Origin of the sequence: Micromonospora thermarum, from assembly GCF_012034245.1 — a bacterium.
In the GTDB taxonomy this organism is placed as follows: Bacteria; Actinomycetota; Actinomycetes; order Mycobacteriales; family Micromonosporaceae; genus Micromonospora; species Micromonospora thermarum.
Map to the genome: position 1 here is coordinate 24833 of NZ_JAATEO010000013.1, position 12395 is coordinate 37227.

Genomic DNA, 12395 nt, shown 5'->3' on the forward strand with positions numbered 1-12395 from the left:
CCGTGACGGTGTGATGAACATCCCGCGGCGGGGTATCCCCGGGACGGGCCAACCGCGTACCCGCAACCAGGTGAAAGGACGACAGTCCCGATCCGGACGTCTGCACCATGGTCCGCCGACCAAGGCGCGTATCGGCAGGGCCTAGGCTGGCGGCAGAGTGACCCACAACGCGGTGGGTCGAGGGGAGTGGCACCGATGGACCGGCGTCCGGCTACTAAACCGGAACCCGATCTCCGGCAGGTTGACACCGGCCGGGACGACAACTTCGATTCGGCAACCGATTCCGACGGCTACGGCGAGGTCGACACCGGCGTGACCGGTCTGACCGGTTCGAGCGTCGACACGATCTACGACCTGGGCCTGCCCGCCGACGCGCTGGCCGAGGACGTGGAGGACGCGGAACTCGACGAACCGGTACCCAACGCGGAGCGCCTGGTGGCCCAGGCGGTCGCGCACGCCGGCGACGATCACGACCTGGCGACCCTGGTCGACCGCTACTGGCGGTTCGCGCCGGACGAGGAGCTGATCGGCTTCACCGCCGAGGAGATGCTCGACGCGGCCCGCACCCACCGGGAGTTGGCCGAGCAGCGGGTACCGGGCGAGTTGAAGTTGCGGATCCACTCACCCGACGCCGACCAGCACCACACGGTCGTGGAGATCGTCACCGACGACATGCCGTTCCTGGTGGACTCGGTGACCGCCCTGCTCAACTCGCACCACCTCGACGTGCACCTGCTGGTCCACCCGCTGCTGGTGGTCCGGCGCGAGCCGCTCGGCCGCCTGGTCGAGGTGGCCGCCGACGTGGAGCCCGACGACGCGATCGCCGGTGACCTGGTCGAGAGCTGGATGCGGATCGAGATCGACCCGGTCCGGGACGCCGGCGAGCGGGACAAGCTGCGCCGGGAGCTCCAGCGGGTGCTCACCGACGTGCGCGAGGCGGTCGAGGACTGGCCGAAGATGCGCCAGCGCGCCCTGGCCCTCGCCGACGAGCTGGCCGCCGCCCGGACCAGCGACAACCGGCCGCCGGTTCCGGAGAAGGACATCACCGACTCGGTCGAGCTGCTGCGCTGGCTGGCCCACGACCACTTCACGTTCCTCGGGTACCGGGAGTACCGCCTGGTGGACGCGCCCGGCGAGGGCGACGGCAAGGCGTTGCAGGCCGTCCTCGGGACCGGCCTCGGCATCCTGCGCTCGGACTCCACGGAGGCCCGCGCGCTGTCGTCGATGACACCGGAGGCGCACGAGAAGGTCACCGAGAAGCGCCTGCTCATCATCACCAAGGCGAACTCGCGGGCCACCGTGCACCGCTCCGCGTACCTCGACTACATCGGCTTCAAGGTGTTCGACGAGGCCGGCGAGGTGGTCGGGGAGCGGCGCTTCCTCGGCCTGTTCTCCACCGCCGCGTACCGCACCAGCGTGCGCGAGCTGCCGGTGGTCCGCCGCAAGGTGGCGGAGGTGCTCGACCGGTCCGGCCTGAGCCAGCGCAGCCACTCCGGCAAGGACCTGCTCCAGATCCTGGAGACCTACCCGCGCGACGAGCTGTTCCAGATCAAGACCGACGACCTGTACCACGCGGTGATCGGCGTGCTGCGCATGGCCGGCCGCCGCCAGTTGCGGGTCTTCCTGCGGCGGGACGCGTACGGGCGGTTCATCTCCTGCCTGATCTACCTGCCACGGGACCGGTTCACGACCCAGAACCGCCTCCGCATGCAGGACATCCTGCTGCGGGAGCTGAACGGTGTCGGGGTGGACTACACCACCCGGGTCACCGAGTCGATGCTCGCCCGGGTGCACTTCATCGTCCGTACCGACCCGACCAAGCCGCCGGGCGACATCGACGCCGACCTGCTCGCCGAGGAGCTGGCCGACGCCACCCGCCTCTGGGACGACGACTACCGGCTGGTGCTGGAGCGCAAGCTCGGCGACGAGCAGGCCAAGCACCTGTTCAGCCGGTACGCCGACGCCTTCCCCGAGGGCTACAAGGACGGGCACACGCCGTACGAGGCGATGAAGGACCTGGCGAAGCTGGAGCTGCTGGAGGAGCCCGGCCAGCTGGAGATGCACCTGTTCCGCAAGCAGCTGGCGCCGCGCGCCGGCCGTGGTACGGACACCGACGAGTCGATGGACGTGCGGTTCAAGGTCTACCGGTACGGCGAGCCGATGATGCTGTCGGCGGTGCTCCCGGTGCTGCACTCGCTCGGCGTGAAGGTGGTCGACGAGCACCCGTACGAGGTGGAGCGCGTCGACGGCCGGATCTGGCTGTACGACTTCGGCCTGCAACTGCCCGAGGGACACCACGACCTGGCCGAGGTGCGCCCGCACGTGGAGAACGCGTTCGCGGCGGCCTGGCGCGGCGAGGCCGAGGTGGACGGGTTCAACGAGCTGGTCCTGCGTGGCGGCCTCACCTGGCGGCAGGTGGTCGTGCTGCGGGCGTACGCGAAGTACCTGCGGCAGGCCGGCACGGTCTTCTCGCAGGACTACATGGAGTCCACCTTCATCGCGTACCCGCGGATCGCGGCCCTGCTGGTGCGGCTCTTCGAGGTCCGGTTCGCGCCGGGGGAGACGAGCGCCGAGCAGCGCCAGCAGCAGAGCAAGGAGCTGGTGAGCGAGATCCACGCCGCGCTCGACGACGTGGCCAGCCTCGACCAGGACCGGATCCTGCGGTCGTACCTGACGGTGATCCAGGCCACCCTGCGGACCAGCTTCTACCAGAAGCGGGCCGACGGGCGGCCGAAGTCGTACGTGGCGGTCAAGCTCGACCCGCAGGCGATCCCGGACCTGCCGGCACCCCGGCCGAAGTTCGAGATCTTCGTGTACTCGCCCCGGTTCGAGGGCGTGCACCTGCGCTTCGGGCCGGTGGCCCGTGGCGGCCTGCGCTGGTCCGACCGGCGCGAGGACTTCCGGACCGAGGTGCTCGGCCTGGTCAAGGCGCAGATGGTGAAGAACGCGGTGATCGTGCCGGTCGGCGCGAAGGGCGGCTTCGTGCTCAAGCAGAAGCCGGGCGACCGGGACGAGGCGGTGGTCTGCTACAAGGAGTTCGTCTCCGCGCTGCTGGACGTCACCGACAACATCGTCAGCGGCGAGATCGTGCCGCCGGAGGACGTGGTCCGTCACGACGGCGACGATCCGTACATGGTGGTCGCCGCCGACAAGGGAACGGCGACGTTCTCCGACATCGCCAACGAGATCTCCACCGCGCACACCTTCTGGCTGGGCGACGCCTTCGCCTCCGGCGGGTCCGCCGGTTACGACCACAAGAAGATGGGCATCACCGCCCGCGGCGCGTGGGAGTCGGTGAAGCGGCACTTCCGCGAGCTGGGACACGACACCCAGACGCAGGACTTCACCGTCGTCGGCGTCGGCGACATGTCCGGCGACGTCTTCGGCAACGGGATGCTGCTGTCGAGGCACATCCGGCTGGTGGCCGCGTTCGACCACCGGCACATCTTCCTCGACCCGGACCCGGACGCCGCCACCTCGTGGGAGGAGCGGAAGCGGCTGTTCGACCTGCCGCGCTCGTCCTGGGAGGACTACAACGCCGAGCTGATCTCGGCGGGCGGTGGGGTGCATTCGCGTACCGCCAAGTCGGTGCCGATCACGCCGCAGGTCCGCGCGGTGCTCGGCCTCGACGACGACGTCACCCAGATGTCGCCGCAGGAGCTGATGAAGGCGATCCTGACCGCGCCGGTCGACCTGTTCTGGAACGGCGGCATCGGCACCTACGTGAAGGCGTCCAGCCAGACCAACGCCGAGGTGGGCGACAAGTCCAACGACGCGATCCGGGTCAACGGCAAGGACCTGCGGTGCCGGGTGGTCGGCGAGGGCGGCAACCTGGGCTTCACCCAGCACGGGCGCATCGAGTACGCCCTGGCGGGCGGCCGGATCTACACCGACTTCATCGACAACGCGGCCGGGGTGGACTGCTCCGACCACGAGGTGAACATCAAGATCCTGCTGAACACGGCGGTCGCGGACGGGGAGCTGACCGTCGCCGAGCGGGACGAGCTGCTCGCCGAGATGACCGACGAGGTCGCCGACCTGGTGCTGCGGGACAACTACGACCAGGCCCGGGCGATCAACAACGCCCAGGCGCAGGCGGCCTCGCTGCTTCCGGTGCACCGACGGATGATCACCGAGCTGGAGCGGTCCGGTGCGCTGGACCGCGCGCTGGAGGCGCTGCCACCGGACGAGGAACTCGCGATCCGGACGGAGTCCGGGCTGACCGCGCCGGAGTTCGCGGTGCTGCTCGCGTACGTGAAGATCGCGCTGGAGAAGGAGATCCTCACCGAGGGGCTCCCGGACGAGGAGTGGGCGACCGACGTCCTGGTCAACTACTTCCCGACCCCGATGCGGGAGCGGTTCGCCGACCGGATGGGCCGGCACCGGCTGCGCCGGGACATCGTCACCACGGTGCTGGTCAACGAGGCGATCAACCGGGGCGGCATCTCGTTCGTCTTTCGGGTCGTCGAGGAGACCGCCGCCAGCGCCGCCGACGTGATCCGCGCGTACGTCGTGGTCCGTGAGGTGTTCGGGCTGCGTGACCTGTGGGCCGCGGTGGAGGCTCTGGACGACAAGGTCGCCCCCGAGCTCCAGACGGGTGTCTACCTGGACACCCGACGGCTGCTCGACCGGGCGGTGCGGTGGCTGGTGACCAACCGCCGCTCGCCGATCGACGTGCCGGCGGAGATCGCCCGTCTGCGCGACGGGGTGGCCCGCCTCCTGCCCGAGATGGAGACCCTCTTCTACGGCAGCGAGCGGGAGGCCATCGCCGCGCACATCGACTCGATGGCCGCCAAGGGTCTGCCGCGGGACCTGGCCGAGCACGCCGTCCGGCTGATGTACAGCTTCGGCCTGCTCGACGTGGTGGAGACGGCGGCGAGCAGCGGCCGGGACGTGGGCGAGGTAGCGTCGGTCTACTTCGTGCTCTCCGACCGGTTCCGGGTGGACTCGCTGCTGTCGAAGATCTCCCTGCTGCCGCGGGAGGACCGCTGGCAGACGCTGGCCCGGATGGCGCTGCGCTACGACCTGTACGCCGCGCTGGCCGCGCTCACCGCCGAGGTGCTGGACTCGACACCGGACACCCTGCCGCCGCACGAGCGGGTGCACCAGTGGGAACAGTCGAACGCCACGTCCATCCACCGGGCGCAGCGGGCGATGGGTGAGTTCGACGAGTCCCGCGCCGACCTGGCGGCCCTCTCGGTGCTGCTGCGCCAGATCCGGACGCTGGTCCGGACCTCCGCGGCCGCCTGACGTCGCACGCGGCCCGGCCGTCGGCTCGTCCGACGGCCGGGCCGCGTCGCGCCGCGCGTCACTCCGCCCGACGGGCGAAGACGACGATGTTGTCGGGGTAGCTGCCGGCGGCCCGATCGAAGATGCCGCCGCAGGTCACCACCCGTAGCCCGGCCGTGTCGCTGGGGCCGTAGACCTGTTCGGTGGGGAATGCGGTCTTCGGGTACGCCTTGACCAGCTCGACGGTGAAGGCGACCTGCCGCCCGTCGGCCCGGGTGACGTTGATCCGGTCACCCGGCTGCAACGCGCCGAGCGAGAAGAAGACCGCCGGGCCCATCGCGGCCGAGTCGACGTGCCCGACGATCACCGAGTTGCCGACCTCGCCCGGGCTGGGTCCCGGCTCGTACCAGCCGGCCAGGTAGGCCTGCTCCAGCGGGGGCACCTCGACTGTCCCGTCCGGGTTCGTCCCGAGCTTCATGATCGACGCGTCGACGCCGATCCGGGGGATGGCGATCCGGGTGGGGGCGGACCGGGGCAGTCCGGAGGGGGTCGGCGAGGCGGCCACGTCCGGATCGGTGCCCTCGGCCGGAAGGTCGGCCTCGACCGGGCCGGTGGCATCGGGCTCGGCCTCGACCGGGCCGGTGGTGGCGGGTCCGGCCTGGGCGAGCGGCTGCGGGGGCCGGGGAGCGGGCGCGCTCTTGAGCGAGGCCCCGATCAGGCCCGAGCCCACCATGGCGAGCAGGACGACGACAGCGGCGCCGGCGGCACGCCACGGAAATCCGTGGCGGCCGCCGGCCCTTGTCGTCGTCACGTCAGACCAGGGCACCATCGGTCCGACGCCGGCGCAGCAGCACCAGGCCACCCAGGGCGGCAGCGCCGAGCAGGCTCGCCCCACCGGCGGCCAGGCCCTGGTCGGTGCCGGCGGTCATGCCACCGTCACCGCCGTCGACCCCGCCCTTCGGCAGTACGTACAGCTTGCCGTCGCCGCAGGAGCCCTTGAGCTTGTACTCGCCCGGCTTGGCCCACTTGTCGACCTTGGCCTCGCCGTAGTAGACGAAGTCCTTCTTGTGCTCCCAGCCGTCCTTGCCGTGGTCGTCCTTCTTGCCGTCGTGCTCACGGTCCTTGCCGTGGTCGTCCTTCTTGCCGTCGTCCTTCTTGCCGTACTCGTCGCTCTCGTAGCCGTAGTCGCGGGACTTGTCCTCGTGGTCCTTCGAGTCACGGCCGTACTCGCCGTCCTGGCCGTGCTCGTCGCTCTTCCAGTCCTTGTGGTCCCGCTCCCGGTCGTCGGCGGCGCCGCCGCCGTAGCCGTACCCGTCGTCCTTGCCGTGGTCGTCCTTCTTGCCGTCGTGCTCGCGGTCCTTGCCGTGGTCGTCCTTCTTGCCGTCGTGCTCGCGGTCCTTGCCGTGGTCGTCCTTCTTGCCGTGCTCGTCCTTCCAGTCCTTCTTGTCGTGCTCGTCCTTCCAGTCCTTCTTGTCATGCTTCCGGTCGTCGACCGGCTTGAGCTTGACCTTGCCGGTCACCTTCGACCAGACGAACGCGTGCTTCTGCGGCTCCTCGCAGATCTGCAGCAGCTTGACCTCGTCACCCGGCTTGACGACGTGCGGCTTGGCGATGACCTTGCCGTCCTTGTCGTGGCGGTGGTGGTCGCTGTCGTCCGCGAACGCGATTCCCGGCGTGAACACGAGCAGGGAGGCGCCACCGAGAGCCGCGCCCGCAACGACCTTCCCGAGCATCTTGTTTGCCATGACCTGCGTCACTCCATCCCTCTTGTCCTTGTCTCGGCGACATCCGAGCTACGACCGACGTTAGACCGGTTCACGACATATGAAGGGAAAGATTCGTGTTTTCCATTTTATGGAGATCAGGGGCCTTCCGCGGGGTACACGCCCTTAGTGGCTCCCCAGCCGATCTGCCGGCAAATGGGCCGTTCCCGACCGGTCGAGAGGACCGGTGCCGACCGGGCCGGCTCAGGAGGGAACGTCCCGCCCGGCTGAGCGCGACGCATCGGAGCATTGCTATGGAAGCGCTCCCATGCAAGAATCGTCGAACGCGGGGAGCCACCGCAAATTGGCAGGGAGTCGAGGGCAACCGGTCCGCCGGACGACGATCCCGCCGGCCGACCGTCGTCGCGTCGCCGGTCCGCGGCACCACCACCGCCCGTCCGGGTCGGGCACCCCCGAAAGACATCCCCCGATGGCGCCGGTAGGCCGTCCGTGCCGACCGGGCCGTTCCCGCCGGGCCGTTCGACGGTCCCGGTCTCGCCCAAGGAGATCTGTGGCATGAATGTGTGGAGAAGGCTCTCCGGCCCACGCCGGGCCCTCGCGCTCACCGGCGCGGGCGCCCTGGTCGCGGGCGGGTTGGTGACGCTACCGGTCACCATGGCCCACGCGGCGACGCAGTGCGAGGTGTCGTACACGACCAACGACTGGCCGGGCGGGTTCACCGCCACCGTCAACATCAAGAACGTCGGTGACGCGCTCAACGGATGGACGCTCGGCTTCACCTTCCCCAACAGCTCCCAGCGGGTGGTGCAGGGCTGGTCGGCCCGGTACACCCAGTCCGGCCAGAACGTCACCGCGCAGAACGAGTCGTACAACGGGTCGGTGGCGAACGGTGCCACCGTGAGCATCGGGTTCAACGGCTCGTGGAGCGGCAGCAACCCGAAGCCGACCTCGTTCACCCTGAACGGGGTCACCTGCAACGGCGGTGGTGGGCCCACCACCCCGCCGCCCACGACCCCGCCGCCCACGACCCCGCCGCCCACCACGCCTCCGCCGACCACCCCGCCGCCCGGTGGCTCCCGGGTCGACAACCCGTACCTGAACGCCAAGGGGTACGTGAACCCGGAGTGGAAGGCCAAGGCCGAGTCCGTGGCCGGCGGCAACCGGGTGTCGAACAACCCGACCGCCGTCTGGCTGGACCGGATCGCCGCGATCAACGGCACGCCGGACAGCAGCTCGAACGGCGCCATGGGCGTGCGGAACCACCTGGACGCGGCGCTCGGGCAGGGCGCGAACTACATCCAGTTCGTCATCTACAACCTGCCCGGCCGGGACTGCGCCGCGCTGGCCTCCAACGGTGAACTGGGCCCCGACGAGCTGCCCCGCTACAAGGCGGAGTACATCGACCCGATCGCCGCGATCCAGGGTGACGCGAAGTACCGCAACCTTCGGATCATCAACATCATCGAGATCGACTCGCTGCCGAACCTGGTGACCAACACCTCTGGCAACGCCGGCGGCACCGTGATGTGCGACACGGTCAAGGCCAACGGTGCGTACGTCAACGGTGTCGGGTACGCCCTCGCCAAGCTGGGCGCCATCCCCAACGTCTACAACTACATCGATGCCGCGCACCACGGCTGGATCGGGTGGGACAGCAACTTCGGTCCCACGGCCGACATGCTGAAGTCGGCCGCCGTCGCCTCCGGCAGCACCGTGGCGAACGTGCACGGCTTCATCGTCAACACCGCCAACTACTCGGCGCTGCGCGAGCCGTACGTCAAGATCACCGACACGGTGAACGGCACCAGCGTGCGGCAGTCCAAGTGGATCGACTGGAACCAGTACGTCGACGAGCTGTCCTTCGCCCAGGCGTTCCGGAACAAGCTGGTCCAGGTCGGCTTCGACGCCAACATCGGCATGCTGATCGACACGTCCCGCAACGGCTGGGGCGGCAGTGCCCGGCCGACCGGCCCCGGCCCGTCCACCAGCGTGGACGCCTACGTCAACGGCGGCCGGGTCGACCGCCGGCTCCACCTCGGCAACTGGTGCAACCAGGCCGGGGCGGGTCTGGGCGAGCGGCCGAAGGCCGCGCCGGAGCCCGGCATCGACGCCTACGTCTGGGTGAAGCCCCCGGGCGAGTCGGACGGCTCCAGCAAGGAGATCCCGAACAACGAGGGCAAGGGCTTCGACCGGATGTGCGACCCGACGTACGGCGGCAACGCCCGCAACGGCAACAACCCGAGCGGCGCCCTGCCCGACGCGCCGATCTCCGGGGCCTGGTTCCCGGCGCAGTTCCAGCAGCTCATGCAGAACGCCTACCCGCCGCTGTCCTGACCCCCGGCGCCCACCCGCCGCTGGACTCAGGTGAGGCGCTCCGGCGGCAGGTTCCCCGGGCCCCTGGTCCGACCGTCCCGGTCGGGCCAGGGGCCCCCTCGTGCGTCCCGGCCGCCGGCCGGCGTCCCGACGGGTACGGCCGGACCGGTCAGGGGACCGTGCGTTCGATCGCCGCCCGGCCCTTCTCGGCCAGATCCCGGCGAGCCTTCTCGATGTTCTCCGGCGTCAGGTCCTGACCGCGCGCGGCCACCAGGTCCTCCGGCTCCCAGGGCTGCTCGGCGCCGGTGCGGATGTTGTCCCCGCCGGCGCCCGTGCCGGTGCCGGTCGCGCCGGTGCCGGCGGCGTACGGGTCGCCGATGATGTCGTCCGGCCCGCCGCCCCCGATGGGGCGGTCGCCGGGCTCGGTGAAGGCCGGATTGTCCCGGTCGGCGGCGCCGCCGGTCATCAGCTGGGGGACGCCCGTGTCGTCCTCGACCGCCGCGGCCACCTCGGGGCTCTCCTCCAGCGGTCGGTCCCGGTCACGATCGGTCATGGTGTCGCCCTCCTGTCCGCACGCGCGTTCGCTGCCTCCTCGCGTACCCCGTGCGGCGGACGCCATGCGCGGCCCGGCCCGGCCGGTGCACGCGTGCCGGCTCAGTGCCCGGTCGGCCGCGGCGTGTCCGGGCGCTCCTCCGACGTCGCCGGCGGCTCGGCCGGGTTGCGCCACTGCCACACCAGCATCACCACGCCGAACACCAGCATCCCCAGCCCGGCCCAGAGGTTGATCCGCACACCCTGCGCCTTGTCCACGGCGGCGGCACCGTCGAACAGGCCGATCACCGTGACGATCACCCCGTACACCACGAAGAGGCCACCGATCACCCGGCGGATGTCGAACAGCCGCGCGGCGGCCGACCGGCGGCGGGCCTCCTCGGTGGCCTCGACCATCCTGTCGTGCCCGCGGGGGTTCAGGTTGTCCATCGCCATGACCGAGCACCTCTCCCTAGAAGACCGGTACGTACAGGAGGGCGGAGAGCACCAGGGCGATCACGCCCAGCAGCACCGGGGACCGCCACCAGACCCGGTCCGCCGCCAGCACGTCGCCCTTCACGTCGACGCCGCCCAGGCCGTACACCAGGCCGCGCAGGTCGTCGTCCCGCTTCGGCGCGGTGAGCGGGGTGACCACGGCCGCGACCACCGCGACCGTCACGAACGCGATCCCCGCGCCCCAGAAGCTCTCCTCCAGGTCAGAGTTGAAGTGGATCACGCCGCCCTTGTAGAGCAGGTACGTCGCCAGGGCGGCGAGGGTGCCCATGCCCGATGCGGATGTAGTACTCGTCGGGGCGGTCCCGCCGCACGTACGCCTGCCAGATGCCGTACGTGAAGACCGTGTTGAAGCCGCTGACGTTGGCCGCCATGCCGGCCATGAACGAGGCGACGAGTCCGGTCACCGCGATCCCGAGCACACCGTTGGGCAGCAGGTCCCGCATCAGCAGCGGGATCGCCTTGTTGTAGACCAGGTCGCCGCTCTCCGCGCCCAGCCCCTGCACGGTCACCAGGGCCACCAGGCCGGGGATCACCGTGACGACCGGGATCAGTAGCTTCGGGTACGCGGCGATGATCGGCGTCCGCCGGGCGGCGCTCATGTCCTTCGCCGACAGCGCCCGCTGCACCTCCGCGAAGTTCGTGGTCCAGTAGCCGAACGAGAGCACGAAGCCCAGCCCGAAGACGATGCCGATAGACGAACGCCAGGCCGGTGACCCACGCGGGCAGCGCCCGGCCGGAGAGGAAGAAGTCGACGCTGGTCCGGATCGCCCGGCGGGCGGCGAAGCCGACGCCGAGCACCGTGACGAAGTACAGCGCGAGGAGGCCGTAGTCGAGCACGTTCATGTTCAGCCGGAGCCCGCCGCCGTCCATCCTCGTCCGCCCTTCGTCGCACCCGCCCCGCACCGGACGTGCGCGCCCAATTACCCCCACTGCGAAGTTTCATGTGGATGCGGGTCCGACCGTGCGCCGGAAACGGCGGGACGGGCGCCCGACCGTGGGCGCCCGTCCCGCCGTACGGTTCAGCGTCCGAGCACCCGGTCCAGGAAGTCCCGGTACCGCCGCACCGCCACCCGCAACTGTTCGGTGTCCGCCGAGCCGGCGCTCTGCCAGGCGCCGAGCTTCTGCTTCTGTGCCGACAGGGCCGAGGCGAGCGCCTGGATGGCCTCGTCGACAAGCGCTTGCGCCTCGCCGGCCGCCGCGCGCGGGTCGTCGACGAAGCGCAGCTGGACGTCCCGCCAGCGGTCCCGGAAGCCCTGCGCCACGCCGGTTTCGAAGAGCGTCGCCGGTTCGGCCGCCACCGTCGACCCGGCCGGCCGGGCCGTCCCGGCCGCCTCCAGCGAGCCGTTCGCGCCGGCTCGGGCGGCGTCGATGTCGGTTCTCGCGCCGGCCAGCGCGGGGTCCGCGTCAGGGGAGACGGAGTCCGGGTCGACCATGCTCGGGGTCGCGCTGCCGTACCCGGCCGCCCCCGCCGCGGCGGCGTCCGGGTCGCCACCCCAGGTCGTGAGGTCGGCACGCCGCTCCGGGCGCCCCTCGGTGGCGCCCGGCGGCACCACGGTGGCCGTGCCCGTCGTCTCGTCGCCGTCGAACGCCGCCGCCCGCTCGCGCCGCTCCTCCCAGCCCGGGCCACCGCGGAACTCGGCGGTGGGGTCCGCGCGCCAGCCCTCACGCTCGCCGCCTTCGGCGCCGTCGCCGGGCCGCGCGGTCGATTCCGTCCGCGGGTCCGGCTCGTCCTCCGGGCGGCCGCTGGCCAGCGCGGAGGCGGCGACCGCGCCGCCCACCGTGGTGGCGCCGAAGGCGGTGGGCACCGGACCGGGCTCGTGGAACTCCGGGCGCCCCTCGGCATCGGCCCGCCGGTCCCGGTCGCGGTCGCCGGTGTCCCGGTCGCCGGCGACCCGCGGGTCGTCGAACGTCCCGCGGTCGTCGAGGGCGTCCTCGGGCACGTCCGCCCGGTCCGCCGTGTCGGCCTTGCCGCCCGTGTCGGCCGTGCCGGCGCGGTCGCCGGGCGGCGGCACCGGTACGGGTGCGGAGCGTACGGCCTCCGGGTGGTCGGTCGCCTGCTGCTCGTCCTGACGCATGGTGGTC

9 protein-coding genes are annotated in these 12395 nt (G+C 71.1%); 2 read left to right on the forward strand and 7 right to left on the reverse strand.

The window, feature by feature from the left end:
- Positions 1-195 precede the first annotated feature (195 nt).
- The gene (locus tag HCJ94_RS13805; protein WP_168001419.1) at positions 196-5250 is read left to right on the forward strand and encodes an NAD-glutamate dehydrogenase; all 5055 of its coding nucleotides are present in this window, start codon (positions 196-198) and stop codon (positions 5248-5250) included.
- A gap of 58 nt (positions 5251-5308) precedes the next feature.
- On the opposite strand, the gene HCJ94_RS13810 is transcribed toward HCJ94_RS13805, so the two are convergent.
- Positions 5309-6040 carry a class F sortase gene (locus HCJ94_RS13810; RefSeq protein WP_168001420.1) on the reverse strand — a complete coding sequence of 244 codons (732 nt, stop codon included), beginning with the start codon at positions 6038-6040 and terminating at the stop codon, positions 5309-5311.
- A gap of 1 nt (position 6041) precedes the next feature.
- On the reverse strand, positions 6042-6974 hold the full coding sequence (locus HCJ94_RS13815) for a hypothetical protein (RefSeq protein ID WP_168001421.1): 933 nt from the start codon (positions 6972-6974) through the stop codon (positions 6042-6044).
- Between the two features lie 534 nt (positions 6975-7508).
- Here HCJ94_RS13815 and HCJ94_RS13820 point away from each other — a divergent pair.
- Positions 7509-9287, forward strand: a complete 1779-nt coding sequence (locus tag HCJ94_RS13820; protein ID WP_168001422.1) for a glycoside hydrolase family 6 protein — start codon at positions 7509-7511, stop codon at positions 9285-9287.
- A gap of 148 nt (positions 9288-9435) precedes the next feature.
- Here HCJ94_RS13820 and HCJ94_RS13825 read toward each other — a convergent pair whose 3' ends face one another.
- From HCJ94_RS13825 to HCJ94_RS13840, 5 genes are all read right to left on the reverse strand, one after another.
- Positions 9436-9819, reverse strand: coding sequence for a hypothetical protein (locus HCJ94_RS13825; protein WP_168001423.1), 384 nt, complete (start codon positions 9817-9819; stop codon positions 9436-9438).
- Positions 9820-9920: 101 nt separating this feature from the next.
- On the reverse strand, positions 9921-10253 hold the full coding sequence (locus HCJ94_RS13830) for a hypothetical protein (protein WP_240944209.1): 333 nt from the start codon (positions 10251-10253) through the stop codon (positions 9921-9923).
- Positions 10254-10269: 16 nt separating this feature from the next.
- Positions 10270-10581, reverse strand: coding sequence for a hypothetical protein (locus HCJ94_RS30165; RefSeq protein WP_240944210.1), 312 nt, complete (start codon positions 10579-10581; stop codon positions 10270-10272).
- Positions 10514-10978, reverse strand: a complete 465-nt coding sequence (locus tag HCJ94_RS30170; RefSeq protein ID WP_309227268.1) for a sodium:solute symporter family transporter — start codon at positions 10976-10978, stop codon at positions 10514-10516. Before HCJ94_RS30170 ends, HCJ94_RS30165 begins: the two co-directional genes overlap by 68 nt.
- A 354-nt stretch (positions 10979-11332) precedes the next feature.
- A complete protein-coding gene (locus tag HCJ94_RS13840) occupies positions 11333-12388 on the reverse strand; it encodes a hypothetical protein (RefSeq protein WP_168001424.1) in 1056 nt (351 codons plus the stop codon).
- Positions 12389-12395: the final 7 nt, after the last annotated feature.